We start from the raw sequence: 26,958 nt of genomic DNA, 5'->3' as shown, positions 1-26,958 counted from the left end.
GCCGCTCTCACGTCACGATCTGCAGCGGCAAAGCGGTCGTCTTTTTAATCGTCTTGAGGACGATGCTCGATTTGACCGACGCCAGATTGTCGGTGACCCGGATCATTCTTTCGAGAAACTGGCTGAGATGGTCGAGGTCACGCGTCATGACCTTCATCAGAAAGTCGGCGTCGCCTGTCTGCGAGTAACATTCCAGGATCTCCGGCGCAGTCTCGATGAAACGATGGAGCCGCTCGTTTCCGCCTTCGGTATGGGCTCGAAGGCTGACGAGCGTATGTGCGACGACGGTGAAACCCAGTTTCACCGGATTGAGGATAGCGACGACGCTCTGGATATATTGCTCTTTGCGCAGTCTTTCCAAACGGCGCGCGCATTGAGTGGCGGACAGGTTGACCTTCTGGGACAACTCGCCCTGCGTCATCTCGCTGTTTTGCTGGAGGGCGGCGAGCAATTTGATATCGAACGGATCAAGCATGACCATCACTCCAGACGGTGATTTTCTGCACATTATAGGCCGCTTCCGCCGATTGTCTGCACGATCGCGGACTCCAGGGGTGAAAATCGCAGAAATTCGCCGTGACAGTTCAGTTAATCTCCAGCCACAATGCAAAAGCGAGGTGGAACCGTGTTTGACCAACTGAACAGCCGGCCGGCCGATAGCCTGCTCGCCCTCATCAAGGCCTTCCAGGCCGACGATCGTGCCGGAAAGATCGACCTCGGCGTCGGCGTCTATCGCGATGGCATGGGACGCACGCCCGTCATGCGGGCCGTCAAGGCGGCGGAGCAGTTTCTCCTGGAGACCCAGGGCAGCAAGAAATACCTCGGCCCCGAAGGCGATCTGCAATTCGTGCGCCTGCTTGAGCCGATCATCTTCGGCAACGCGCCGAAATTCACCCAACGGCTCGCCGGTATTCAAACGCCCGGCGGCAGCGGCGCGCTCCGTCTCGGCGCGGAGCTCATTCAAACGGCAAACCCATCAGCAAAAGTTTTTTTGGGAAGGCCGAGCTGGCCCAACCATGCACCGATTTTCGCTTCGGCACGCTTGGGCGTGAAGGAATACGCCTTCGTGGACCTGACTTCACAGCAGGTGACATTCGACAGCGTCGTCTCCGCCTTGTCTTCCGCCGGGGAAGGCGACGTCGTGCTGCTTCACGGTTGCTGCCATAACCCAACTGGCATCGATTTCACCATCGAGCAGTGGCGAAAGATTACCGACCTCCTCGTCGCGCACAGGCTGGTGCCCTTCATCGATCTTGCCTATCAGGGGCTCGGCGACGGCCTCGAACAGGATGCCGCCCCGACACGCATGATCCTCGATGCGGTCGACGAGGCGCTGATCGCCTATTCCTGCGACAAGAACTTCGGCCTCTATCGCGAACGCGTCGGCGCACTTTATGTCGTGGCTCGCAATGCCGATGACGTCAGAAAGGCGGAAAGCAACATGGCGGCGCTTGCCCGCGTCAACTGGTCCATGCCGCCGGATCATGGGGCTGCCGTCGTCAGGGCCATTCTCGAAAGCGCAGAAATGACGGCAATGTGGCGCGCCGAACTCGAAGAAATGTGCGAGCGCATTAACGGCAATCGCGCGGCGCTGGCTGCTGCCTCGACCGAACTGGCCTTCATCCGCCGGCAGCGCGGCCTGTTTTCCAATCTCTCCATGCGTAAGGAAACGGCGATCGCGCTCAGGGCAAACCATGGCATCTACATGGCGGATTCCGGCCGCATGAATCTTGCCGGCATGCAGCCCGCCGATGCCGGCGCCATCGTCGCCGCGCTCAGGGCCGAAGGCTGCCTGAAGTAAATAAATCAACACTCCGTTGGAGCCTCCGAATGAGCAGGAAAGAAACGACCGGCCAGGCGATCACCCGATCGCTTGTCGCCCATGGGATCGACACGGTCTTCGGCATCCCCGGCGCCCATATGTATGATTTCAACGATGCGCTTTATGACGCCGGCGACAAGATCCGGTTCATCCATACAAGGCACGAACAGGGTGCGGCCTATATGGCCTACGGCTATGCCAAATCCACCGGCCGGATCGGCGCCTATACCGTCGTGCCCGGCCCGGGCGTCCTCAATTCGGGCGCGGCCCTCTGCACCGCTTACGGCGCCAACGCGCCGGTGCTCTGCATCACCGGCAACATCATGTCGCACCTCATCGGCCGAGGCAGAGGACAGCTGCACGAACTGCCGGATCAACTCGCGACAATGCGCGGGATTACCAAGACGGCGGAACGCATCAATCACCAGTCCGAAGCCGGTGTCATCATGGCGGGGGTTGTCGCCAAGATGCGCTCCGGCCGCCAGGGCCCGGGAGCGGTTGAAGCCCCTTGGGACGTGTTCGGACAATCCGGCCCTGAAGTAGACATTCCCATTGGCGCGAGAGCGCCTCATCCGGCAATCAATCCCGATCAGATCGCCGCCGCGGCGGCGCTGATATCAAGCGCCAGTAATCCGATGATCATGGTTGGCGGTGGCGCGGCGGATGCCGGCGCGGATATCGCCGCGCTTGCGGAACTGCTGCAGGCACCGGTGACATCGCATCGCTCCGGCAAGGGCATCGTCCCCGACGACCATCCGAATTATCTGAATTTCGTCGCCGCCTATGAATATTGGAAGAAGGTCGACGTGCTGATCGGGATCGGCAGCCGGCTCGAATTGCAGTTCATGCGCTGGAAGTGGCTTCCCAAGGGGCTCAAGATCATCCGCATCGATATCGATCCGACCGAAATGGTCCGCCTCAAGCCGGATGTCGGTATCGTCGCGGACGCCAAGGTTGGAACGAAGGCGCTGATCGATGCGCTGGCCGGTTCCGGCCGCGAGGATCGCACAGGTGAATTTGCCGAACTCAATGAAGAGGCAAGGTCTCGTTTTTCGGCGGTGCAGCCGCAGCTTGGCTATCTCGAAGCCATTCGCGAGGCCCTGCCGAGAGACGGCTTCTTCGTCGAGGAAGTCAGCCAGATGGGCTTTACCGCCCGCTTTGCCTTCCCGACCTACGGTCCTCGTCAATATGTGACATGCGGCTATCAGGACAATCTCGGTTTCGGCTTCAACTCCGCCTTGGGCGTGAAAGTCGCCCATCCCGACAAAGCCGTGATCTCCGTTTCGGGTGATGGCGGCTTCATGTTCGGCGTTCAGGAGCTTGCCACCGCCGTACAGCACAGGATCGCCGTGGTCGCCATCGTGTTCAACAATTCCGCTTATGGCAATGTGCTGCGCGACCAGAAGCAGACCTATAAGGGCCGCACTCTCGGCTCGGATCTGACCAATCCCGATTTCGTCGCTCTCGGCGAAAGCTTCGGCATCCGATCCTTCAAGGCGACGAGCCCCGGCGAATTAAGGGACGTGCTGGAGAAAGCCCTTGCACTCGACGAGCCCGTCCTCATCGAAGTTCCAGTTGAAAAGGGATCGGAGGCAAGCCCCTGGCCCTTCATCCATCCGGCTCCGCACGAATGACCGGAAGGAGGCGAAGCCCTATCAAGGCGACTTGAGAAAGATCGTCGCCAGCGGCGGCAGCGTCAGCGAGAGCGAATGCGGCCTCCCGTGGGCAGATACTGGTTCGCTCGACACTGCGCCGTTGACGAGGCCCGAGCCGCCATATTCGCCCGCGTCCGTCGTGATCTTCTCGATCCAAACGCCATCCTGCGGGACGCCGATCCTATAGCCATAGCGCGGCACCGGCGTGAAATTCGAGACGACGAGCACCGACGAGGAGCGGTCAGGGGCATAACGCAGCATGCCGAGGACGGAATTCACGGCGTCATCAGCCGCCGCCCATTCGAAGCCTTGGTGATGGAAATCGCCAAACTGCAAGGCCGGCTCGTCTTTGTAAAAGCCGTTCAGATCCTTGACCAGCCGCTGGATTCCCGCATGCGCGGGCCGATCCAGCACATCCCAGCTGATTGAGGCGTCGTGGTTCCACTCGCCAGGCTGAGCGATCTCGCTTCCCATGAATAACAGCTTCTTTCCGGGATGGCCCCACATGAAGGCGAGGTAACTGCGCAGGTTGGCGAACTTCTGCCACTCGTCGCCGGGCATCTTGCCGAGCAGCGAGCCCTTTCCGTAGACCACCTCGTCGTGCGAAATCGGCAGAATGAAGCGTTCGGAATAGGCATAGATCATGCTGAAGGTCATCGTGCCGTGGTGGTAACTCCGGTAAACCGGATCCTTCTCGATATAGCTCAGGCTGTCATGCATCCAGCCCATGTTCCACTTCATGTCGAAGCCGAGCCCACCCTCTTCCGGCGGTTTCGTCACGCCGGGCCAAGCGGTCGACTCCTCTGCGATCGTCATCGCATGCGGGCAGCGCTCATGGACGATGCTGTTCAGGTGCTTGAAGAATTCCACCGCTTCCAGGTTCTCACGGCCGCCATACCGGTTGGGAATCCATTCCCCCTCGTTGCGGCTGTAGTCGCGGTAGAGCATCGAGGCGACGGCATCGACGCGCAATCCGTCGATATGGTAGCGTTCGAGCCATTCGAGCGCGCTGGCGATCAGGAAGCCTTTCGCCTCATTGCGACCGAGATTGTAGATCAGCGTGTTCCAGTCGCGATGAAAGCCCTCACGCGGATCCTCGTGTTCGTAGAGCGCGGTGCCGTCGAAGCGGGCGAGCCCCCAGACGTCGGTGGGAAAATGCGCCGGCACCCAATCGAGGATGACGCCGATCCCGGCGCCATGGCAGCGGTCGATAAAATAGGCGAGATCCTCAGGCGTGCCATAACGGCCGGTCGGGGCGAAGAGGCCTAGCGGCTGATATCCCCAGGAGCCGCCGAAGGGGTGCTCCATGATCGGCAGCAGCTCGATATGGGTGAATCCCATCTCGCGAACATAGGGAACGAGCCGCTGGCTGAGCTCGACCCAGTCGAGCGACCGCCCGCCATTCTCCCGCAGCCAGGACCCGGCATGCACCTCGTAGACGGAGATCGGCCCTTCCAGTCTTTGCTGCCGCGACCGGCCCCTCATCCAATTGTCATCAGTCCATCGAAATCGCGTCGAGGATGCGACGATCGAAGCGGTGGACGGGGCGGCTTCGCTCGCTCTCGCCACCGGATCGGCTTTCTGCGGTAAGCAGTTTCCATGCGGATCGATGATCTCGAACTTGTATCTCTCGCCAGGCGCCAGCCGTGGCACGAACAGCTCCCAGACGCCCGCCGGCTGCCTTAGCCGCATTGGGTTTCGTCGCCCGTCCCAGGCGTTGAAATCGCCGACAACTGAAACGCGGCGGGCATTCGGCGCCCAGACGGCGAAGCGGACGCCCGCGACGTCGTCGACCGACATTTCGACCGCGCCGAGCGTCCGGCTTAGGCTGTAATGGGTGCCCTCGGAGATCAGGTGGAGATCGAGCTCTCCGAGCAGAAGCCCGAAGCTATAGGGGTCCTCGGTTATCTGCTCGCCATCCGGCCACGTGATCCGCAACCGGTAGGGCATCCTCGAACCCATCGCCGCCGCAAACAGGCCGGAGGGGTGAGCGATGCTGAAGGGTGTCACCACCCTGCCGCTCGCCGCTTCGATGAGATCGACGCCTTCGGCACCCGGCAGATAGACGCGCACGATCGTCATGCCGCCGCTTTCATGCGGACCGAGGATCGAGAAGGGATCGCCGTGGCGTCCCTCGATCAGGGCCCAGAGGGCATCATGCCCGATGCCGGCGAGAAGTTCCGAGCGTTCAACATTCATGCCGTCACCCTCGCCAAGCGCGATACGATTTCGGCAAGGCCGGCAAGCGGGATCGGCAGCCACTTCGGCCTGATGCGGGCCTCATAGGCGATTTCATAGGCTGCCTTTTCGAGAAGAAAGGCATCGAGAATCCTCCGTCTTTGTTCGGTCGGCATGGCGAGCGCCCTCGATACGGAGACCGCCTGCCAATAGGCATCGAGAAAAGCCTCTTCGGCATTGCGCCCGAAACGCGCGATCGCGTCCCGGCGCACCTCGTTTTCGTGTTCGGTGACCGCGTCATTGTCGAGCTGGGCAGTGGCGACGAGATAGCTCAGCGATCTCAAAAGCCCGGCGACGTCGCGGAGCGGAACGGTCTTGGCGCGGCGTTCGGCGAGATTTTTGGCGGGCTCGCCTTCAAAGTCAATAATGACGGCGTCACCCTCGCTGACCAGGATTTGGCCAAGATGGAAGTCGCCATGGGTGCGCGTCATCAGCGCGCCGCGGGCGCTCTCCGCCAGACGCGCGCCAAGCTCGATGAGTTCGGAACGGCGCTCCAGAAGCGGGCGGGCGAGTTGATCGATCGCGGGCTCGGCATTTTCCTCGCGTTCTGCCAGTTTCGACATGGCATAGGCGACTTCGCCCGCCACCGCCTTCTTGATCGCCTCGACCTCATCGTTGCCGGCGACGACAGGGCTGAAAGCCTCGTCCGCATTTTCACCGGACAGCACGACGTGCAATTCGCCAAGCCTCATGCCGACCATGGCAACGAAGTTGATCAGCGGCTGAAAGACATCGTCGCCGGGCTCGACCGCCGGATCGTTCAACACGAGCTCGTCGGCCGCGCGGCGCAGATTGTTCAGCATCCAGTTCCAGGCGTCGCCCTGGTTGCGGATCGCACCCTGGACGATGATCAAGGTCGAGCGGCGGCCGCTGGAATCGGTGTGGGCTACTTCGCCAAGCAACGGCGCGGTATGGTCGTAACCCGCGCAGGTCAGAAACCGCGTCATTTCGACCTCCGGATGGACGCCGGGGAAGATGTGCCGGATTAGCTTGATCATGGCGACGTCGCCGACGATCAGCGAACTGTTGGATTGCTCGGCCGAGAGCCAATGAACCGGCATGTCGTCGGTAACCTGCAGGCGGTCGAGTCGCTCGGTGCCGAGAAATTCGAGTGTGCCGGTGCGTCCGGTGATGCGCGAGCGGTCGGCCAGCCCGCGCAGGATGCCGCGCGCCATCGGCTCGATCGCGAACCCATCCGTCAGGAAGCCGACCCGCCTGCCCTGACGAACCCGCCCGAGGGCGAGCTGCTGCGTCAGAGCGGAGGGTTGCGCATCATCCCAGGCGACCGCCAGCGGCAACTGATAGGATTCGCTGTGATCCGGCAGATCCACCTCCAATTCGCCGAGAACGATCCCCTCGGCATAGGGGATCGGCGTTGCCGAGATCAGCCGAGCCGCCTGAAGCGGCTGGTCCTTCGCCCCGAACCAGCGCCGCTTGGCGAGATAAGCGGGCAGAATTTCGTTGCTAAGGACGCGTCCCAACCGCGGCTCATCGACCAGATCGAGCAGACCGCGGCGGATCACCATCGTCACGAGATCGGGAAGCTGTTCGGGTGGAGCAGTGCGCCATGCCGGCGGATCGGCATCGGCCTCCAGCTGAAACCAGAAGAAGCCATAGGGCGGCAGTGTCAGGAGATAGGTCAGTTGCCCGATCGGTGGAAACGGCGACATGCCCGTCAGTTCGATCGGCACGCGGCCCTCGAAGGCCGAGAGGTCGAGCTCGACCGCCTGGGGCAGTCGCGAGAGGTTTGCGACGCACATCAGCGTCTCGCCGTTATATTCCCTAAGATAGGCCAGGATCTTGCGGTTCTCAGGCGACAGGAAACGCAGCGATCCGCGTCCGAAGGCCGGATGCCGGCCACGCAACGCCAGCATCTTTCGCGTCCAGTTGAGCAGCGAATGCGCGTCGGTGCTCTGGGCTTCGACATTGACGGCCTCGAAACCGTAGAGCGGATCGGCGATCGGCGGCAGGACGAGTCGCGCCGGATCCGTCCGGGAGAAGCCGCCATTGCGGTCGGGCGACCATTGCATCGGCGTCCGCACCCCGTCGCGGTCGCCGAGATAGATGTTGTCGCCCATGCCGATCTCATCGCCATAATAGATCACGGGCGTTCCCGGCATTGACAGAAGCAGCGCGTTCATCAGCTCTATGCGCCGGCGGTCGCGCTCCATCAGCGGCGCCAGGCGCCGCCTGATGCCGAGATTGATGCGGGCGCGCTTGTCGGATGCATAGGTCTCCCACAGATAGTCCCGCTCCGCGTCGGTGACCATCTCAAGCGTCAGCTCGTCATGATTGCGCAGGAAGATCGCCCACTGGCAATTCTCCGGGATTTCAGGCGTCTGACGCAGGATGTCGGTGATCGGGAAGCGGTCTTCCTTGGCGATCGCCATATACATGCGCGGCATCAGCGGGAAGTGGAACGCCATGTGGCATTCGTCGCCTTCGCCGAAATATTCCCGCGTGTCCTCGGGCCACTGATTGGCCTCCGCAAGCAGCATCACGCCGGGATGAGTGGCGTCGAGAGCGGCACGGATGCGCTTGAGGATCGCATGGGTCTCGGGAAGATTTTCGTTGATCGTCCCCTCGCGCTCGACGAGGTACGGAATTGCGTCGAGGCGGAAACCGTCGATGCCGGTCTCCAGCCAGAAGCGCATCACCTTCAGCAGCTCCTCCATAACAAGCGGGCTGTCGAAATTGAGATCGGGCTGGTGAGAATAGAAGCGGTGCCAATAATAGGCGCCGGCGACCGAATCCCACGTCCAGTTCGATTTCTCCGTATCGAGGAAGATGATGCGCGTTTCCGGGAACTTCTGGTCGCTATCTGACCAGACATAGAAATCCCGCTCCGGCGATCCCGCAGGTGCATGGCGTGCGCGCTGGAACCAGGGATGCTGGTCGGAGGTATGGTTGATGACGAGCTCGATAATGACGCGGATATTTCGCTGATGGGCGGCGTCAACAAAGGCGCGGAAATCCTCCATGGTCCCGTAATCCGGGCTGACATTGCCGTAGTCGGCGATGTCGTATCCATCGTCGCGGCGCGGTGAGGGAAAGAAAGGCAAAAGCCAGATGGCGTTGACGCCGAGCGCTGCGATGTGATCGAGCTTCTGGTGCAGTCCGGCAAAATCGCCGACACCATCGCCATTGGCGTCGTAGAACGACTTGATGTGCAACTGATAGATGATCGCATCCTTGTACCAGAGCAGCGGGTCGACGCTACCGGGATTCATCGTGTCCATTCATGCCTCCGCTGCGCGAACGCGCCAGATCGCAAAGGGCAGGATCTGAGGATTGAAACTCACTCTCTGCCATTTGCCGTTCCACCTGAACCGGTGCCCCGTGACCAAATCCTCGGCGTCGAGCGCGCCGCCGTCCCCAAGCCCCCATTTCCACAGAGGCAGCTCGACATTGCTCTCCTGAAAATTGTGGGGATCGAGGCTGATCGCGATCAGCAGGACATTGTCGCGGGCGCGGCTCGCCTTCTCGAAGAACAGGATACTGTCATTCCACGCGTTCAGCAGCGTCAGCCCGAGATGCGAATGCAGCGCGGTGTTTTCGTTCCGGATGCGGTTCAACATCCGGATTTCGGCGATGATGTTGCCCGGCCTGTCGTAATCCCAGGCGCGAATCTCGTATTTCTCACTGTCGGCATATTCCTTGCGCTTGGCATCGGGACGCCCCTCGCAGAGTTCGAAGCCGTTATAGACGCCCCACAGTCCGGAAAGCGTCGCGGCCAATGCCGCGCGGATCAGGAAGGCCGGGCGCGGCGCGTTCTGGAGGAAATCCGGATTGATGTCATGGGTGTTGACGAAGAAATGCGGGCGGAAGAATTCCTTCGGCGCCGTCTCGGTCAGCTCCCGCATATATTGCTCGAGCTCCCACTTGGTATTGCGCCAGGTGAAATAGGTATAGGACTGGGAGAAGCCGATCTTCGCCAACCGGTACATGACCTTCGGCTTGGTGAAGGCTTCCGACAGGAAGACGACCTCGGGGTGGCGCGCCCTGATATCGCCGATCAGCCATTCCCAGAACGGGAAGGGTTTAGTGTGCGGATTGTCGACCCGAAACAGCTTGACGCCCTGGTCGACCCAAAGCTGGACGATATCCCTGAGTTCCACCCACAGGGAGGGCAGCGCGTCTTTCGTATAGAAATCGACATTGACGATGTCCTCGTACTTTTTCGGCGGGTTCTCCGCATATTTGATTGTGCCATCGGGCCTCCAGTCGAACCAGCCGGGATGTTCCGTCAGCCAGGGATGATCCGGCGAAGCCTGGATTGCAAGATCGAGTGCGATCTCCAGCCCATGCCGACCCGCCTCCTCGACCAATCGGCCGAAATCCTCGAAATCTCCAAGCTCTGGATGAATTGCGTCATGGCCGCCCTCCTTGGAGCCGATGGCATAAGGACTTCCCGGATCGCCGGGTGCTGCCTTCAGGCTGTTGTTCCGCCCCTTCCGGTTGGTCGTTCCAATCGGATGAATCGGCGGGAAATAGAGCACGTCGAAGCCCATGCCGCGGATATCCGGCAGTCTCGGGATGACGTCGTCAAAGGTCCCGTGCCGGTTCGGATCTCCGCTTTGCGAACGCGGGAAGATCTGGTACCAGCTGGCGAAAGCCGCCGACTTGCGTTCGGCATCGACGGAGCTTGTCGTGGAGCGAAGCCGGAAAGGCCGCTTATCGGCCCGGTTCATCAACTCGGCTGTCTCGGGGTCGAGCAAGATCGTCGTGCGCTCGGCATCGGAAGCGTTTTCAAGACTGTCGATGAGCGCCTGCAACTCTGCGCCGAGTGCCGCCGGCGCTTCGGCCTTCGCGGTGTGGACGAGGTCCAATCCTTCCTGCAGCTCCAGTTTCAGGTCCAGCCTGGCATCGTTCTTCTTGGTCAGCTCGTAGCGGAAGATCGCGAACGGGTTCTTCCACGCTTCGACCGCGAATTCATAGCGCCCGACGCGTTCCAGCAGGAATTCGGCACGCCAGCGGTCGTTCTCGACCAACTGCATCTCCGTCTCGTTCCACTCCGCCATGGGATCGTGCGGCCGCCAGAGCAGCACGGCGGCGATCGGGTCGTGGCCGTCCGCGAATATATCGGCCTCGACTGTGACGGTTTCGCCGACCACACGCTTTACGGGAAATCGTCCGTCATCGACCCGAGGCATGATGTTTTCGATCGCAAGCCGCGGCGAAGCGATTGCCTGCTCAACGTCGATAGCTGGCCGGGATGCGATCGGCTCGGGCGCTTTGGCTTCGATGATCCGCATTTCCCCTGCCCGCAAGCGCAGGACCGCATCGGCGGCGACGGGAAGATAACCGGAGGCAGCTTCGCGAAGGGCCGTCATTGGTGCGGAAGCGCTTCTCCTGAGGTCCTTGTTAATCAGGACGAACCGCACATTCGATGCGCTGCGAAGATCCTGCTCCTCGGATTGCACAAGCGCCGAAACCGGCCCATTGGCGTTGCGGATCAGGCGAAGCGATGGAGCGCGCGCGTGGCCGGACCTGCCGATCTCGGCATTGGCGACGCGTATTTCGGAGGAGATGTCGAAGGCGAGATCATGGCGCAGCCTCCGCAGCCCGGAACCATCGCCATGGGTCGGATCGAGCGGTGTCGCCGCACCATATTCGAAACCGATGGGAACCATGAGACCACCGCCGAGCGAGGCGGCAAGCCGCAGCGCTCTGACGGCACGCCGCTCGAGGATTTCACGGCTCTCGGACCCATGCGCGATCCGCCTGGCAAAGGGCGGTTCGGGAAAGGCAACCTGCCAGCCGAGCGCCTCCTGGACGCGGTGCTCCTCGACGAACCATCTCTCGTCGAGATCCCACCAGGCCATCGATGAAAAACAGCCTGAAAAGCCTGCATCGGCGATCGCTCTTCTTACCGCAAAATCGGTGCCGGGCGTCCAGGCGAGAAATTGAGCGTCAGCCTTCTCGCGCACCGCAGCGATCAGCGATTTGAAAAGCGACGGTGCGGCGCGATCGATCCCGAGCACCCGGTAGCCGGAGAGGCCGAGTCCGGACAGCCGCCATAGCCGTTCGGTCCACTCTCCCAACAAACGCAATTGCCGCTCGGACCCGATCGTGTTCATCGGCTCCGCCGGATCGAGCGGCGAGCGTCGAGGATCGACCGGACGAAAGCCGGCTTGCGCATCGCCGACTTTCCCGTCGAGCATCAGGTCCATCATCAGGCCGACGCCGCTCTTCTCCGCGGCCTCCACCAAGCGCGATAGCCCATCATCGACCGCGCTGCCGAGCTGCAGGTCAGGATCGAGGCGATCGAAGTCCCGGGAGGTAAAGACGCTGCAGTCCCCGCCCCGCTCGAAGAGCGGCGCGGTCAGAACATAATCAAAGCCGGTATCCGCCGCATGGCCGAAAACCTCACACCATGCATCGATACCTTGGAGAAGTAGCGGGTTGACATAATAGATCCGGGGTGGGGTGCTGAAAGCACCCTGCTTCGCAGAGAGTAACATCGGCCGCCGCCTCGAGTTGCTTTTCAGGCAAACTTCCTTTGGCGGAGGTTGTTCCACTCAAACCGTCAATTCACGGCTGCATGGGGCATGCGGGACGGGAGACGACATCATCAGCCAGGTCGTCGCGCTCAACGAGAGAAGGAAGTCCTGGGATTTGCCGGTAGAGATATTGCCGCCATGCGCTAAAAGATCCTCTGACTGTTTCCAATCCGGTAATCATCGAGCGGTTGAGAGCCCACCCATCAATGCTTCGATCAATAGTCGTCATTACCGCCCTCACGGCTTGCATACCCTTCCTCGCCTCCTGGAGCATCGAGACCGACCGCTCGACACCTGATAAGCACGGCCTGTTCGAAATCCGCGAGGAGGCCAGGCGTTTCATCACGCAGGAGACCGCCAGGGGGCACCAGCGCTGGAACGTGCTGGAACCGAACGCGAAGGTGCTGGTTCCCCGATGCGCCGTCCCGCTCCAGGCGCAATGGACGCCGAAGAACCTCGGCCGCTCGAAGCCCAGCGTAATGGTGATCTGTGCGGTCACTGTGCCGAACGCCGTGATGGAACGGTGGGATGTGCCAGTGCCGGTGGAGCGGACATCTGGGAGCCCTTAGCGGGCGAGCATCCAAACGAGATTTGATGTAGTAGATGATATCACTGCGATTGCAACGAAGGCGGGCAGACGTGAACCCAGCGGTAGAATTATGCTCCCATCCCGGACTTGACGAGCGCATCATTATCCTCCGGGCTGGAGACGAGGTCGATGCCGTGTTTGTGCGGACCGAGAGGTTCAATGTCCTGATCGATACGCTCGGCACGCCCGAACTGTGCCGGATGGCGCTGGATCTGCTTGGCGACAGAGGCGAGGATCGCCCGCTGATCGTCGTCAATTCGCATATGGATTGGGATCACTTCTGGGGAAACTCTGCGGTTTCGGGGCGTGCTCCGATCATTGCGCATGCCGCAGCGCTCGACCGTCTGCGTGATGCTTCCACGCAGCAGATCCTGAAGGACAAGGCTAGCCAGGAAATGCGGTTTGCAAATGTCGAACTCATCGGCCCGGATATCACCTTCTCCGGCTCGATGGTTCTGCACGGCGGCGATCTGACGCTGGAACTCATTCATACGCCGGGACACACGCCTGACCATATCGCCGTCTGGATTCCGGAACTCCGCATCTGCCTGGCCGTCGACGCGGTGGAATATCCCATTCCCGAAGTCGGGAGCAGGATTGCCGATGATCTTCGCCAGATCCGCTCCTCGCTCAGACGGATCCGTGACCTTGATGCGAAACTGGTCATTCCCGCGCACGGCAGAACATCTTCGCCTTCGGTAGTGGATGAGAACCTTGCTTATTTCGAAGCCCTGGCTGTTCGCGTCCGCGGTCTGAGTGAAAGCCGGCTGGCTGACCCTGAACTCGGCAGTACAAGTGGTTTCCGGCTTGACGACTTCGTCGCCATTCCCGACGGGATGCCTTTGGACACGGCGGCGTTCTACCGGAACTGCCATGAGACGAACCTTGCCGCTACGGTTCAGGCCCATATCGAAAAACTGAAATCTGGAGGCCATGCGTGAAATTATTGGAGGGCGGGCGAACCGGACAGATCTGGCGCGACGGCGATACCGTCATCAGACCATCCGGCGCATGGACGCCGACCACGCACCGGTTCTTGCGCCATCTCCGAAGCAAAGGCTTTTCGGCGGCTCCGCAGCCCGTTCAAATTACCGGCGACGATCAGGAAGTCGTCAGCTACCTCGCAGGGCGCGTCTGTGAAGACCTCAGTGATCCCCTTGTCGGATCGGAGCGCATGCTGATGTCAGCAGCGAGACTTCTGCGCGATTTTCATACTGCATCTCAAGGCTTTCTGGGATTGGATGACGATGCTCAGATATGGATGCTGCCGCCGCAGGAGCCACGTGAGATCGTCTGTCACGGAGACTATGCGCCCTATAATGTGGCGACAGTCAATGAGGAGGCTGTCGGGATCATCGATTTCGACACTGCCCATCCCGCCCCGCGCCTTTGGGATCTCGCCTATGCGGTCTATCGCTGGGCGCCCCTCTCCGATCCTGCCAACCCCTCGGTGGCATTCGGTCTGGACGACCAGCTGCGGCGGGCGAAAATCTTCTGCAACGCCTATGGCGCGACGATGGAAGAACGGCGCCGGCTTCCCGAGATGATCTGCAGCCGGCTGCAAGCCCTCGTCGATTTCATGTTGGCAAGGGCTGCGGCCGGCGACGAGATCTTCGCGGAAGACGTCGATGCAGGAGACGCCAGGCTCTATCTGAACGACATCGGCTATATCGGCATACACCGAAATCGGCTGTTGAAAGCGCTGTCCTGACTAAAGCCATTTTCGCCGGCGGAAGAAGCCGAATAGGCTGAGGCACAGGACAGCGATGACGCCCAATACGACGAAATAGCCATACTGGAATTTCAATTCCGGCATATCGCTGAAATTCATGCCGTAGATGCCGGCGATCGCGGTGGGAACGGCGAGGATCGCCGCCCAGGCGGCGAGCTTGCGGGCGATCGCCGTCTGTTCCGTCTGGCCGATCATGACGCTGGCTTCGAAGGCGAAGGCGAGCACCTCGCGCAATGCATCGATATCTTCCTGAACCCGGCGCACGTGATCGGTGACATCGCGAAACAGCGATTGCAGCGTCGGATCCATGCCGGGAAGATCGATATGCTCGTATCGTCGGCAGACGTCGACGAGCGGCACCACGGCGTTGCGCAGCCGCAGAAGCTTGCGCCGCAGCATGTAAAGCCGCTCGATGTCAGATTTTCCCAGCTGTTCGCGCAGCACGAGATCCTCAAGCATCTCGACCTCTTCCTGCACCACCTCGATGACAGGCATGTAGTTGTCGACGATGAAATCAAGGATGGAATAGAGGATGTAGTTCTCGCCGTGGGCAAGGGCGGCGGGCGTCGCCTCGCACCGCTGCCTGACCGCAAGATAAGAGGAGGATTCGCCGTGACGAACGGAGACAACGTAACCGCGGCCGACGAAGAGATGCGTTTCGCCGAAGATGATTTCGCCATCCTTCATATGGGCGGTGCGGGCGACGATGAACATCGCCTCGCCGTAAATTTCCAGCTTCGGGCGCTGGTGGGGCTGCGCCGCGTCCTCGATCGCTAGCGGATGCAGATTGAACTCGGCCTGGATCTGGTGCAGCAGCACTTCATCCGGCTCGTGCAGGCCGATCCAGACGATGGCATTCTCCCGGCTTCGCCACTCGCCGGCTTCCTCTATCCTGATGTCGCGAATACGCTGCCCATGCTCGTAGACGGCCGCGGCCACGACGCCGCGCCGCTCATAAGGAGGCGACGCCGACCCGCTGCCGACCCGCGCGGAAACACTGTCCAGATCCTTCAGCCGCTCCAAATCCTGCCGTCCTCCCCGTCCCGCGGATCACGTATCCGCAACAAACGCCGGTCAGGCGTTGCGCCGATCATAATGCCATTTCGCAAAACATGCATCCGCTTCTGACAGAAGATGAAGGCGCCCGGCGACGGCCAGGCGCCTTTGTTGCGTCATGAGGCGAAGGCCGGATTGCGCCGAGCGCCCATTCTCAGCACGAAATAGATCGCCCCGCCGATGGCGACGCCGAAGAACCAGCCATAGGTGCCCCACCAATCCGGCAGGACTGAGGTGAAGGTCGGCAGGATCGACGAGAACAGCGCACCGACCGCAAAGGCTATGAAGGCATTGCCGTGCCAGCCGTTCTGGAACCGGAATTCGCCATTCTCCCGGTAGAGCGCCTCGACGTTCAGCTGGCTCTTCCGGATGAGATAATAGTCGACCATCATGATGCCGAAGATCGGCCCCATCGTCGAACCGATGAAGTTGACGAAATGCGCAGCACCCGTCTCCCAGGGAGCAAACGGATAGAGCACGAGGGCGATCAAAGCGGCGATATATCCGCCGCGCTTGAAGTTGATCTGGCGCGGGAAGACATTGGCGAAATCGAAGGCCGGCGAGACGAAGTTTGCCACGACGTTGATGCCGAGCGTTGCAACCGCGAATGTCAGCGCCGCAAGCAGCGCCAGGAACCAGCTGTCGAATTTCGCCGAGATCATTTCCGGATGCAGCAGGACTTCACCGTACACGGTGAAGGCGGCCGTGGTCGTGACACCTGCGACGAGGCAGAATGCCAGGAGGTTGATCGGCAGACCCCAGAGATTGCCCTTCCGCAGCGCCTTTTCGCTCGTCGCGTAACGCGAGAAATCGCAGAAGTTCAGGTAGAGTGCCGCGAAATAGGTGATCCAGGTGGCCGCCACGGCGGCAAGTGCGGCAATGGAGCCGGGCTCGCCCGGCACGCCGGCATCCTTGGTCTTTTCGATCAGCACGTCACGCGGGATTTCTGAACCGAACGAGAAGGTGCCTGACTTGACGACCAGATAGACGGCCAGGATCAGCATCATGATCCAGACGGCAGGACCTGCCCAATCCTGGAACCTGCGGACCGTTTCCATGCCGCGCTGAATGATCAGCAGCTGCAGCGCCCAGACGATGATGTAGCAGATGAGTTCGAGGGTCGAGTGGCCGAGCATGTGGCTGTTCTGGTGGAAGGCGAGCAGGCTCTCGTTGCGGATCAGCAAGGCGACGATCGCGCCGGATGCGGCGGCGGTCTGCGCGCCGTACCAGAAGCAGGCGACCACCGCCCGGACCAGAGCCGGAACGTTGGCGCCGAACGTGCCGAAGGAGGCGCGCGCCAGAACCGGAAAGGGTACACCGGTGCGCACGCCGGCATTGCCGACCAGGCTCATCAGGAAGAAGATGACGAGGGAGCCGATGCCGATAGCGATGACGAAGTTCACAAAGCTGCCGCAGAGCAGGAACAGGCTTGCCGCCAGATAGTAGCCCCAAAGACTATGGACGTCCGACGTCCAGACGTTGAAGATGCTGAATGCGCCCCACTTACGCTCCTCCGCGGGCGCAAGATCCTCGTTGTACAACGAGGGAGACGGATTTTGAATGCTCATAATGCCCTCCCATGTCCCCAGTGGCCGACTCGGCCACGATGGAAGTCTGCGCTTCGTTTAGGCATCTGACAATTTAATAGTCACATTGTACACAATCCCGATCGACCAGATGAGCAGGCTATCGGTCTATTGCGGGCGAACGACACGCCCAGCCAGGCGAAACGGGCTTGCGACTGCAGCGCCTGCGGCATCGAAGACGAAGGCGCCGACATCGCCGGCGGTCGACCGCCTGCCGCTCTCGAAGGAAGCAAGCTGGGCGCCGAACTTCGCGAGCGATGCGTAGCGGTCGTGGCCCAACCCGTCGGAGGTCTTGATCGAGGTAATGTCGATGACCCGGAGCCTCGCCTGCAAGGCCGCCTCCTGGATGACGGGATCGTCGATATCGAGGCGGCCTACGCGCGCCCGTTCGCCGGCGATGAAGCTTGAGGCCACAAGAGCCCGGTCGTCCTTGGAAACCAGAAGGGAGATCGGGTTCGGCATTGGACCGATGTCCTTCAGCTGCGACCGGAAGACATCGACGTCGATGTCTGGAGCGGCGAGCACCACCGCCAGCTTGCCGATCACGGCCTTGCGATGCTGCAGCTTGAGCTCTCGCACCGTTTCCATCACCAGGAACCCGCCCATGCTGTGCCCGAACAGGATGACGCGCTTCACCTTGCCCGACGCCGAGAGAGATGTAACGAGAGAATCGAGTTCGCTGCGCGAGGAAAGCGCAGCGTCGCGGTCGGCGACATATCCGGCGACGGATGCCGCCGAAGGCCAGGAAAACAGGATCAGAGCACCCGGGATCTTCGCGTCGGCGGCAATCTGCGCGGTGCGGTAAAGCGCCTCCTGATAACTGTAATTGTAGCCGTGGACGAAGATGCCGACGGTGCCGTCGGGCTGCACGGAGGCGAGCGCCTGCTGCACGAAAGCATCGCTCGGCAGCTGCCTGCGCTTGACGACGGCAAATTGCCGCTCCGGATCCGGCTTTGACTTGGGATAGATGATCACGGTATCCTTCCTGACGGGAGGAACCGAGAAAGCGTATTGCTCATAGGTCAGCTTCTCGGCCCATGTGCTGTCGAACCCGCCCCGCACGCGATCCGGGGTCCTGTTGGTCGCGACGAGCACGCTCACCCTGTCCGGCGCCGTTTCCGAACGGGCCAGCACGCTCAGATGAACAGGCGTCAAGACCTCAGCCGATGGCCGCGTGGCGCAGCCGGCGAGCGTCGCCAGGCCGATGGTGACGATGATCGCGCGCATTGGCTTTGGCAGGCCTCGGAAATGTCGCTGCATTATCGATCCGTTTCCCTCAGATCCAGACGCTCTCCGGCGTGTGGTTCTGACCACGTCATCGTTCGCCATGCCATTCCCGCTCCGGGGTGGGACGGCATCGCCTGCGCCATCCCACCTATTTCGTCGCGGCCCGTGTTGCAGCGGCCGCCGCGGCGGCCGTAGGCGATGGCCGTCGAAGCCCGGTTTCATGCCTCTGCCAAGGCTTCCGCCCGAACACTTTCATCCCTGGGGATCCTGAACCACGCGACATAGAGTGCCGGCAGGAACAGCAGTGTGAGCGCGGTGCCGATGACGATGCCGCCCATCATGGCGTAGGCCATCGGCCCCCAGAAGATCTCGCGCGAGATCGGGATCAGCGCCAGGGTTGCCGCCGCCGCCGTCAGCATGATCGGCCGCATGCGGTGTTCGGTCGCCTCGATGACAGCCTGCCATGGCGCCAATCCCTCGGCACGCAGTTGCTCGATCTGCACCACCAGGATGACGGAGTTGCGGATCAGGATGCCGATCAGCGCCAGAATCCCCAGGATGGCGACGAAGCCCATCGGGGCGTTGCTCAGCAGGAGGGCTGCGACCACGCCGATCAGCGCCGTCGGCGCGACCGCAAAGACGAGGAAGAGGCGGCTGAAGCTCTGCAACTGGATCATCAGAATCGTCGCCATCGTAAACAGCATCAGCGGAGCCACCGCCGCAATCGGCCCTTGCGCCTCGGCGCTGGATTCGACGGCGCCGCCGATTTCCACCTTGTATCCGACAGAAAGGTTCTTCTGGAATTCCTCCACCTTCGGCTTCAGCTGATCGACAATCGTAGCAGGCTGTGTCGAACCGATGACGGCCGCCTTGAGCGTGATGGTGGGCTGCCTGTCGCGACGCCAGATCGTTGGCTGCTCAAGTTCGAAGCGGAAATTCGCAACGGCCGAGAGCGGCACGACCTTGCCGTTGGAGGTCGAGAGCTGCAGATTCTCAAGCGTCTGGACGGAATCGCGCTCGGACGCCCTGGCCCGGCCGATGACATTAACCAGGTAGATGTCGTCGCGGATCTGCGTCGCGGTCGAACCTTCGACAATGCCGTTGAGGGCGGTCGCGATGTCCTCGGAAGAGACGCCGAGCTGGCGCGCCTTGTCCTGCAGCACATCGACCTTCACCACCCGCGAAGGCTCGTTCCAGTCCAGCACCATGTTCGACAGCAGCGGATGGGTACCGACAACGCCTGCAAACTGCTGGGAAATATCACGGACCTTTTGGATATCCGGGCCGCTGATCCGGTACTGGACCGGTTTGCCCACCGGCGGGCCGATATCGAGAAGCTTCACGAAGGCGTCGGTGCCGGGGAAGGTCTTCGTCAGATAATCCTGCAGCTCCGCCCGCACCTTGTCGCGCACGTCGAGACCTTTGGTGACGATAATGGTCTGCCCGAAGGTGACATCGGGCGTCTGCACGTCGAAGGACAGGATGAAGCGCGGCGCGCCCTGGCCGACATAGGTCGTCCAGTGATCGACATCCTTGTTGTCCGCCAGCATCTCCTTTTCGAACTTGGCCATCTGCCTGTTGGTCTCGGCGATCGAGCTGTTGTGCGGCAGGTTCCAGTCGATTACGAGCTCGGTTCTGTCCGAGTTCGGGAAGAACTGCTGCTGCACCAGCCCCATGCCGCCGACCGAAAGCGCAAAGACGCCGATCGTCAGCACGATGGTGATCCAGCGCCAGCGCATAGCGAGCGTCAGCAGCCAGGAGAAGACGGCGGCGAAACGCCCCTTCTTCTCGTGATGCGACTTCATCGTCTTCGGCAGGATAGTAACCCCGAGAAGCGGCGTGAACAGCACGGCGACGATCCAGGAGACCACAAGCGAAACCGCGATGACGACGAAAAGCGTGAAGGTGAATTCGCCCGCCGCACTGCTGTTGAGACCGACCGGGATGAAGCCTGCGACGGTCACCAGCGTTCCCGTCAGCATCGGAAAGGCCGTCGATGTGTAGACGTAGGTCGCAGCCTTCCTCAGATCGTCGCCCGCCTCCAGGCGGGCCACCATCATCTCGACGGCGATCATGGCGTCGTCGACGAGCAGCCCGAGCGCTATGATGAGCGCGCCGAGCGAGATGCGCTGAAGCGAAATGCCGGAATATTCCATTACCACGAAGGTGATGGCGAGCACGAGTGGAATGGAGATCGCCACTACCATGCCGGCGCGCAGGCCGAGGCTGATGAAGCTGATGACGAGCACGATGACGATCGCTTCGAAGAGCGCGCGGGTAAAGCCCGAGACGGCTTCGTCGACGACATGGGGCTGGTCTGAAACGCGGTGGACATCCACCCCGATCGGAAGATCTGCGACGACCTGTTTCATCCGCGCGTCGAGCGCCTCGCCGAATTTGAGCAGGTTGGCGCCCTGCTTCATGCCGATGGCAAGACCGATCGCCGGCTCTCCATTGAAGCGGAACAGCGCCGAGGGCGGATCGACGTAACCACGCTTGATCGTGGCGACATCGGTCAGCGGGAAGAAGCGGTCGCTGATGCGAAGGTTGATCGACCTGAGACTCTCCTCGGACGTGAACTGTCCGCTCACCCTCAATGCGATACGCTCCGGACCCGCGTCGACGAAGCCGGATTGCGTGACGGCATTCTGGGCCTGCAGCGTCTGGATGACCGACTGCTGGTCGATGCCGAGTGCCGCTATCTGGCGTGTGGAGAATTCGAGATAGATTGCCTCATCCTGGGCGCCGATCACATCGACCTTGCCGACATTCGGGACCGTCAGAACTTCTGAGCGGGCATTTTCCACGAGATCGCGAAGCTGGCGCTGGGTGAGCCCATCGCTGGTGAAGGCATAGATGTTTCCGAACACGTCGCCGAAGCGGTCGTTGAAGAAGGGACCAACGACCCCGCTCGGGAAATCCCCCTTGATGTCGGCGATCATGTTGCGGATGCGCAGCCAGGTCGGCGCGACGTCCCTAGCCTTGGTCGTCGGCAGCAGCTCGACGAAGACGGTCGTCTGGCCGGCGACGGTCTGGCTCTTGGTGTAGTCGAGCGATTCCAGTTCCTGGAGTTTCTTCTCGATCCTGTCGGTCACCTGCCGTGTCACTTCCTCGGCGGAAGCACCGGGCCACTGGGCGGTGATCACCATTGTCTTGATGGTGAAGTTCGGGTCTTCCTCGCGGCCGAGGTTCAGATAGGAGAAGGCGCCTGCGAGAATGAAGACGATCATGAAGTACCAGACGAGCGAACGGTGCTCGAGCGCCCAGTCGGAAAGATTGAAGTACTTCACTGGCTGATCTCCTGGTCGATCCTGATGGCCTGGCCATCCTCAAGTTTATGCACGCCCGCCACAACCACCCGCTCTCCCGGAGCGAGCCCTTCGGTGACGCGGACGGTGCCGCCGTCGACGACGTTGCCGTCGATCTTCACGCGGCGCAGCGCCACCTTCTTGGCCGGCACGTCGACGATCCAGACGCTGGCGCCGTCGCTGCCGGCAAGGATCGCCGAGGAAGGCAGCACGATCTCGGGGTCGGCGGCGATGGTTGCGGAGGCTGTGATGACCGCGCCGAGCCTGAAGGCTTCAGGCGGATCGGCAAGTGCGATCTTGGTCCTGCTCGTGCGGGTGGCGGTTTCCGCCTCCGGCGCGATTTCGCGCACGACGCCCGTCGTGCGGATCGAAGGCTCGAGCTGCAGCGTCACGTCGAAGGGCGCGTCGATCTTCAGTTTCTGGGCAGCGGCCTGAGGCACGTCGACAACGGCGTCGCGCTTGTCCGGCCGGGCTATCGTGACGACCGTCTGGCCGGCCGACACGACCTGGCCGACCTCGGCCGACGTCGCCGTGACGACGCCATCGAATTCCGCCTGAAGCTGGGCATAGCCGAGCTGCTCCTTGGCTTTGTCGAGATTGGCCTGCGCCTTGGCGACGGCGGCCGCGGCCGTCCGTTTCGCCTGCTCGGCTTCTTCGAGCGAGGCTTCCGTGCCGGAGCGCGATTCTACCAGCGCGCGCTGGCGCTGCTCCGTCGTCACTGCGTTTCGAAGCTGGGCATCGCTGTTCTCGACGTCGGACTGAGCGCTGCGCACGGCAAGCTCCAGCGCCAGCGGATCGATGGCGGCAACGACATCACCCTTCTTGACGACATCGCCGACATTAACGTTGCGGGCGATCATCCGCCCGAGAATCCGGAAGCCGAGCTCGGTCTCGATCGTCGGCTCAATCGTGCCGGTAAGGCTGAGGCTTGTGGCGGGCGTCTGCCTGACCGTCATCGACAGCACGGGACGGGGCGCCTCCTGCGTGCTTTCCTGCGGCTTCGTGCAGGAGGAGATCAGGGCCGTACCCATCATCAGGGCCATTATCTTAGGACGAATACTCACTTGGATACTTCCTTCACATAAGACACGGTTTCACCGGGCCTGAGGAATTTGGTCCCGTCGGTCACCACGACATCTCCCGCCGACACACCTGATTTGACGACGAAGCTGCCGGTCTCGTAGCTGGCGACATCGATCGCTCTCATCGAAACCGCTGAGGATGCAGGATCGACGATCCAGACGGCTGGCTTGCCGTCCTTGGAGGTCATTGCCGACCAGGGCAGCTGGATGACGTCCTGGGGGACATAACTGAATTTCCCGACGACGGGAGCGCCGAGCGGAATGGGAGCATCGCTCGTAATGGCGACTTTGACCCTGATGGTGCCGGTGGAAGAATCGATCGTCGGCGAAATCTCGCGGACCTTCGCCGTGATCTTCTGCAAGGGGTTCGACAGCAGGTTCACAGTGCCGTCGCCTTCGATCGGACGCAGGAACGCACTCTCGACGACTTCGAAGACGGCGTCCCGGTCGCCGTCATGGGCAAGGGTGAAGACAACCTGCGCGGCCTGCGCCACCTGCCCGACCTCGGCATTGCGGGCAGTGATCACTCCGTCGGCATCCGCCTTCAGCTCCGTATAGGACAGGGTGTCCTGCGCGGTCTCGAAGAGCGCCTGCGCCGACTTCGTCGAGGCCTGCGCCGTCAACAGCGCCTCCTGCGCCTGGTCGAGTGCGGCCCGCGTCGTCACCTGCGTTCGAAAGAGGCTCTGCTGACGGTCGAAGGCGAGCTGTGCCTGGGTCTGCTGGGCTTCGGCGGACTGAAGATTGGCCGCCGCCACATCGAGATCGGCCTTCTGCTCTTCGGGATCGATGCGCGCCAGTACCTGCCCCGCCTTTACTGACTGACCGACGTCCACCAGCCGTTCGATGATCTTGCCGCTGACCCGGAAGGACAGATCGGTCTGGACCCGGGCGCGCACCTCTCCCGTCAGCGCACCGCCATCACTCAGCGGCTCAGACCTCGCGACGACGACGCCGACCTGGCGCGCGGCAGGTTCGCTCGGCCCGCCTGGCTCGCTGCAGGAGACGAGACCGATCGTGCATACGATCGCTGTGGCGATCAGAATGGTTCTCATAGTTGACCTCTTGCTCTCAACGGCAGCTGCTATATAATTGACTGACGGATTAGTCAATGAAACTTTTGCACAGGAACGATTGCGCAAAACAAGGGAGGCGAGGCACGCATGGCAGCTCAGAAGAAACTCACACGCGCGGAACAGAAGGCGCTGCGACCCATCCAGATCCTGGATGCTGCATTCGAGGAATTCGTCAGAAACGGGTTCACCGGCGCCCGCGTCGACGACATCGCAGACAGGGTCGGCGTCACCAAGGGCACGGTCTACGTTTACTTCGAGACGAAGGAAAAGCTGTTCGAAGCCATGATCAGTCACTTCTCCGTCCCCTTTCAGGAACTGCTTGAAATCACCGCCCGCCTCAGCGGCAGCGCCACTGACAGGCTGATGTCCATTCTCGGTCTCCTTTACGACCAAATCGCGGAGGATCGTACAACCCGCGAATTGACGCGTCTGGTCATTTCGGAAGGACAGCGCTTCCCCGACCTGATCGATCGCCACCACGATCAATTCATAGCGCCGATTATCGCCAGGATAGACGCTCTCATCGAGGAAGGCGTTGCGTCAGGGGAATTTCGCAAAATTTCTGTCGAATTTTCCGACCTCGTGGTCGCGCCGATTCTGACGACGACGGTTCTGCGGCTGATATTCGATGATCGCCGCGTGCCGACGCCCGACAAGGATGCCTTTATGCGAGCCTATTTCGACCTTCTGTTCAACGGGCTGCTTGCCGAACGCCGCTGATTGCGAATGACGAAAATATCGACGCAAGCACATAGCTTTTCTAAAGTCTTTATGTGAAAACATCGAGTTAGCTTATGCTTCGAAGGTACGATCTGAATTCCTGGCGGAAAAAGTGGAACGTAAAGTCAATCTCAAAGATGTCGCACGCGATGCCGACGTGTCGCTGAGCACGGCCTCGCACGCCCTGAACGGAACTGCGCCGCTCACGATCGAGGTGCGGGAAAGAGTGCTGGATTCGGCAAAACGTCTCGGCTATCTCGACCGCCGCAGAAAGAAGGCGACGATCGCCGCCTTGCACGTTCTGCTTCTCGCCATTCCTGACGATGCCGCCCCGGAGAGCGATCTCAACCTGGTGAGCTGGACCATTCTCAACGGTCTTCGCAGGGAATGCGAGCGTCGAGGCATCCGCATCGTACCCTATGTCAGCAGCGGCCGGCGCATCGACGGCGCCCAGGTCAGGCAGATCGCGATAGCAGAACGCGCTGACGGCATCGTGGTACTGAACGATGATCAGCCCGAACTCATCCGCAGCCTCGCCTCGGCTGATATGCCCGTCGTCATCGTCAACGGCGAGGATCCCGCCATGCTGGTCGATACTGTGACGCCTGAAAACCGCTTCGGCGCACGGCTCGGCATCGAGCACCTCATGGCGCTCGGCCACCGCCGCATCCTGCATCTGACCTGGAAGGGCCGCACGACCATCCAGCGCCGGTATGACGGTTTTTCCGATGCCTATTTGGCCGCACAGCTTCCGGTGCCGAAGGACATGATCATCGAGGCCGAGGGATATGAGCCCCGGCATGGCGAAGCGGCCATCAACGCGCTGCTCCATCGCGACCCCACGCTGAAAGGCGCCACCGCCGTCTTCTGCGCGGCCGACAATCTGGCGCTCGGCTGCCTGAAGGCATTGGCCGATCGCGAGATACGCGTGCCCGACGCAATATCTGTGCTCGGCTTCGACGACATCGTTCCCGGCGAGTTCAGCCGCCCGCCGCTGTCCACCGTGAGCGTGCCGACCGACCGTCTCGGGGCGGCAGCGCTCGCGCTCATCGAACAGCGGCTGATCGCCAATGATCCGCAACGGCCGGCTCATCGCCTCGAACTCGGCTGCCATCTCGTCCTGCGGGGCAGCATCGCACCGCCGCGCTGAAGGGCCGGAAGAGCCAGCCTTTCGAAGGTCCGAAGCTCACATCAGCGCAAACGCTCAGCCCGTAACCGCGTATCCCTCGGGCTTTCACCAAAAGTGCTGCGGTAGATGATGGAGAACCTGCCGGCGTGCGCAAAACCCCATATCGCGCAGATTTCGCGGACGGATTGCTGGTTTGTCGGATCCCGAAGCTGCTCGCGGGCCGCCTGCAGCCGGATCGTGCGGAGGTAGCTGGCCGGTGAGGTTCCCCTGAACGCCTTGAAGCCCGTTTGCAGCGCCCGAAGCGAGACGCCGACGCCATCGGCAACCATCGTCATAGTGATAGGTTCCGCGATATTGGCATGCATGTAGTCGATAGCGCGTCGGACATGCCAAGGTGCGATCAACGATACTTTCTTTTTTTCCAGATGATCGGAAAACCGATGCCGGCCAAATCGGATCACGAGGTGAGCAAGAGTTTCGCTCATCGCGGCTGCGGCAAGGGGCGAAGATAGCAACGGACCGGCGCCGCGCATGCCCTGCACGATCGTCTGGAGCAGATTGCCGATGAGTTGGCCTGACTGCGTCGCGCGATCCAGAATCGGGTCGAGATCGAACGACTCCGAGAGGGGCTTTTCCACCAGCGAGGCGAGGACCCTTTTCACAACCTTCCAGTCCAGAAAAAGGACGTCCGAGCGGTGCGGTCCTCCCTGGACCACACGATCGCCGACTTCGTGATTGTTGGCCATGAGAAAGTAACCGGCGCCGCTTTCGACCGTTCTCTTTCCTATCGACAGTCGAAAAGAGCCTGTGTGCGGCATGAAAAACGCGAGATGCTGCGGAGACTCATCAAGCGTCTGGATCGTCCAGGAACTCTGATAGACCGAATGAAGCACCGTGAGCGCCTCGGTCCTTCTCAGATCCGCGGCCCAGGCGAAGTTTCGGTCATCCTTCAACGGCTGTGCGCCGAAAACGCCGTAACCAGCCGTAAAGGCCTGAACCATTGATTCGAAGCTGGTGCCTCCATGCGTGGGCTCGAATCCGTAACCCCGATGCTCGGCAATTGCCATTTTCTCCCGTCTTAACGCATCCATGCCGCTCGGTTCTTTTCTTCTGCCGCCTGACATCATCGCGACTGGTCTGGCCAATCTTGATGGGTTAAGCAGGACCGGCAAAACCACGGATGATTTCGTTGCCCCGCAGAAGCAAAGCGTCCCCTCCACCTGCTTCACACTTACAGT

General features: G+C 61.4%; 18 protein-coding genes. 7 read left to right on the top strand and 11 right to left on the bottom strand.

The features are described 5' to 3' along the window. Positions 1 to 7 precede the first annotated feature (7 nt). The gene (locus ACQ7C1_RS03830; RefSeq protein ID WP_221127112.1) at positions 8 to 475 is read right to left on the bottom strand and encodes an Lrp/AsnC family transcriptional regulator; all 468 of its coding nucleotides are present in this window, start codon (positions 473 to 475) and stop codon (positions 8 to 10) included. Between the two features lie 150 nt (positions 476 to 625). Here ACQ7C1_RS03830 and ACQ7C1_RS03825 point away from each other — a divergent pair, with 150 nt between their 5' ends. Then, entirely contained in the window at positions 626 to 1,801 is a 1,176-nt protein-coding gene (locus ACQ7C1_RS03825) for an amino acid aminotransferase (protein ID WP_430957385.1), read from the top strand. Positions 1,802 to 1,830: 29 nt separating this feature from the next. Further along, on the top strand, positions 1,831 to 3,456 hold the full coding sequence (locus ACQ7C1_RS03820; RefSeq protein ID WP_430957384.1) for a thiamine pyrophosphate-dependent enzyme: 1,626 nt from the start codon (positions 1,831 to 1,833) through the stop codon (positions 3,454 to 3,456). A 21-nt stretch (positions 3,457 to 3,477) separates the two neighbouring features. On the opposite strand, the gene glgB is transcribed toward ACQ7C1_RS03820, so the two are convergent. From glgB to ACQ7C1_RS03805, 3 genes are read right to left on the bottom strand one after another with little or no spacing between them, the layout of a single operon-like run. Further along, positions 3,478 to 5,676 (bottom strand): 1,4-alpha-glucan branching protein GlgB, encoded by a 2,199-nt coding sequence (gene glgB / locus ACQ7C1_RS03815; protein ID WP_430957383.1) that lies wholly within the window; start codon positions 5,674 to 5,676, stop codon positions 3,478 to 3,480. Beyond that, positions 5,673 to 8,954, bottom strand: coding sequence for a maltose alpha-D-glucosyltransferase (gene treS, locus ACQ7C1_RS03810; protein WP_430957382.1), 3,282 nt, complete (start codon positions 8,952 to 8,954; stop codon positions 5,673 to 5,675). Before treS ends, glgB begins: the two co-directional genes overlap by 4 nt. Further along, complete coding sequence (locus ACQ7C1_RS03805; RefSeq protein WP_430957381.1) at positions 8,955 to 12,179, bottom strand: alpha-1,4-glucan--maltose-1-phosphate maltosyltransferase; 3,225 nt, start codon at positions 12,177 to 12,179, stop codon at positions 8,955 to 8,957. A 245-nt stretch (positions 12,180 to 12,424) separates the two neighbouring features. Here ACQ7C1_RS03805 and ACQ7C1_RS03800 point away from each other — a divergent pair, with 245 nt between their 5' ends. From ACQ7C1_RS03800 to ACQ7C1_RS03790, 3 genes are all read left to right on the top strand, one after another. Next, positions 12,425 to 12,787, top strand: a complete 363-nt coding sequence (locus ACQ7C1_RS03800) for a hypothetical protein (protein ID WP_430957380.1) — start codon at positions 12,425 to 12,427, stop codon at positions 12,785 to 12,787. A 70-nt stretch (positions 12,788 to 12,857) separates the two neighbouring features. Then, complete coding sequence (locus tag ACQ7C1_RS03795) at positions 12,858 to 13,748, top strand: MBL fold metallo-hydrolase (RefSeq protein ID WP_430957379.1); 891 nt, start codon at positions 12,858 to 12,860, stop codon at positions 13,746 to 13,748. Beyond that, a complete protein-coding gene (locus tag ACQ7C1_RS03790) occupies positions 13,745 to 14,518 on the top strand; it encodes a phosphotransferase (RefSeq protein WP_430957378.1) in 774 nt (257 codons plus the stop codon). Before ACQ7C1_RS03795 ends, ACQ7C1_RS03790 begins: the two co-directional genes overlap by 4 nt. On the opposite strand, the gene ACQ7C1_RS03785 is transcribed toward ACQ7C1_RS03790, so the two are convergent. The 6 genes from ACQ7C1_RS03785 to ACQ7C1_RS03760 form a co-directional block, all read right to left on the bottom strand. Further along, positions 14,519 to 15,562 (bottom strand): magnesium and cobalt transport protein CorA, encoded by a 1,044-nt coding sequence (locus ACQ7C1_RS03785; protein ID WP_430957377.1) that lies wholly within the window; start codon positions 15,560 to 15,562, stop codon positions 14,519 to 14,521. A 149-nt stretch (positions 15,563 to 15,711) separates the two neighbouring features. Next, positions 15,712 to 17,163: an NCS1 family nucleobase:cation symporter-1 gene (locus ACQ7C1_RS03780; RefSeq protein WP_430957376.1), complete on the bottom strand. Its 1,452-nt coding sequence runs from the start codon at positions 17,161 to 17,163 to the stop codon at positions 15,712 to 15,714. Between the two features lie 126 nt (positions 17,164 to 17,289). Further along, the gene (locus tag ACQ7C1_RS03775) at positions 17,290 to 18,441 is read right to left on the bottom strand and encodes an alpha/beta hydrolase (protein WP_430957375.1); all 1,152 of its coding nucleotides are present in this window, start codon (positions 18,439 to 18,441) and stop codon (positions 17,290 to 17,292) included. Between the two features lie 185 nt (positions 18,442 to 18,626). After that, complete coding sequence (locus ACQ7C1_RS03770) at positions 18,627 to 21,698, bottom strand: efflux RND transporter permease subunit (RefSeq protein ID WP_430957374.1); 3,072 nt, start codon at positions 21,696 to 21,698, stop codon at positions 18,627 to 18,629. Beyond that, complete coding sequence (locus ACQ7C1_RS03765; RefSeq protein ID WP_430957373.1) at positions 21,695 to 22,780, bottom strand: efflux RND transporter periplasmic adaptor subunit; 1,086 nt, start codon at positions 22,778 to 22,780, stop codon at positions 21,695 to 21,697. Before ACQ7C1_RS03765 ends, ACQ7C1_RS03770 begins: the two co-directional genes overlap by 4 nt. Next, positions 22,777 to 23,850, bottom strand: coding sequence for an efflux RND transporter periplasmic adaptor subunit (locus ACQ7C1_RS03760; protein WP_430957372.1), 1,074 nt, complete (start codon positions 23,848 to 23,850; stop codon positions 22,777 to 22,779). The genes ACQ7C1_RS03765 and ACQ7C1_RS03760 overlap by 4 nt, the downstream gene beginning before the upstream one ends. Before the next feature lie 108 nt (positions 23,851 to 23,958). Here ACQ7C1_RS03760 and ACQ7C1_RS03755 point away from each other — a divergent pair, with 108 nt between their 5' ends. Further along, complete coding sequence (locus ACQ7C1_RS03755) at positions 23,959 to 24,591, top strand: TetR/AcrR family transcriptional regulator (protein ID WP_430957371.1); 633 nt, start codon at positions 23,959 to 23,961, stop codon at positions 24,589 to 24,591. 112 nt (positions 24,592 to 24,703) lie between these two features. Beyond that, positions 24,704 to 25,741 carry a LacI family DNA-binding transcriptional regulator gene (locus tag ACQ7C1_RS03750; protein WP_430957370.1) on the top strand — a complete coding sequence of 346 codons (1,038 nt, stop codon included), beginning with the start codon at positions 24,704 to 24,706 and terminating at the stop codon, positions 25,739 to 25,741. Between the two features lie 41 nt (positions 25,742 to 25,782). Here the strand turns inward: ACQ7C1_RS03750 and ACQ7C1_RS03745 are convergent, their stop codons facing one another. Further along, positions 25,783 to 26,811, bottom strand: a complete 1,029-nt coding sequence (locus ACQ7C1_RS03745; RefSeq protein WP_430957601.1) for an AraC family transcriptional regulator — start codon at positions 26,809 to 26,811, stop codon at positions 25,783 to 25,785. Positions 26,812 to 26,958 lie beyond the last annotated feature (147 nt).

The organism is Rhizobium sp. Nf11,1, assembly GCF_050587665.1.
Classification (GTDB): Bacteria; Pseudomonadota; Alphaproteobacteria; order Rhizobiales; family Rhizobiaceae; genus Rhizobium.
The sequence above is the reverse complement of the archived record's forward strand: the minus strand, read 5'-3'. Positions and strand labels throughout refer to the sequence as shown.

Excerpts from the sequence above, each read along its gene's own strand:
- ACQ7C1_RS03830 (WP_221127112.1), bottom strand. The coding sequence starts at position 475 with ATGCTTGATCCGTTCGATATCAAATTGCTCGCCGCCCTCCAGCAAAAC.
- ACQ7C1_RS03820 (WP_430957384.1), top strand. The coding sequence starts at position 1,831 with ATGAGCAGGAAAGAAACGACCGGCCAGGCGATCACCCGATCGCTTGTC.
- glgB (WP_430957383.1), bottom strand. The coding sequence starts at position 5,676 with ATGAATGTTGAACGCTCGGAACTTCTCGCCGGCATCGGGCATGATGCC.
- treS (WP_430957382.1), bottom strand. The coding sequence starts at position 8,954 with ATGGACACGATGAATCCCGGTAGCGTCGACCCGCTGCTCTGGTACAAG.
- ACQ7C1_RS03805 (WP_430957381.1), bottom strand. The coding sequence starts at position 12,179 with ATGTTACTCTCTGCGAAGCAGGGTGCTTTCAGCACCCCACCCCGGATC.
- ACQ7C1_RS03800 (WP_430957380.1), top strand. The coding sequence starts at position 12,425 with ATGCTTCGATCAATAGTCGTCATTACCGCCCTCACGGCTTGCATACCC.
- ACQ7C1_RS03780 (WP_430957376.1), bottom strand. The coding sequence starts at position 17,163 with ATGAGCATTCAAAATCCGTCTCCCTCGTTGTACAACGAGGATCTTGCG.
- ACQ7C1_RS03775 (WP_430957375.1), bottom strand. The coding sequence starts at position 18,441 with ATGCAGCGACATTTCCGAGGCCTGCCAAAGCCAATGCGCGCGATCATC.
- ACQ7C1_RS03760 (WP_430957372.1), bottom strand. The coding sequence starts at position 23,850 with ATGAGAACCATTCTGATCGCCACAGCGATCGTATGCACGATCGGTCTC.
- ACQ7C1_RS03755 (WP_430957371.1), top strand. The coding sequence starts at position 23,959 with ATGGCAGCTCAGAAGAAACTCACACGCGCGGAACAGAAGGCGCTGCGA.
- ACQ7C1_RS03745 (WP_430957601.1), bottom strand. The coding sequence starts at position 26,811 with ATGGATGCGTTAAGACGGGAGAAAATGGCAATTGCCGAGCATCGGGGT.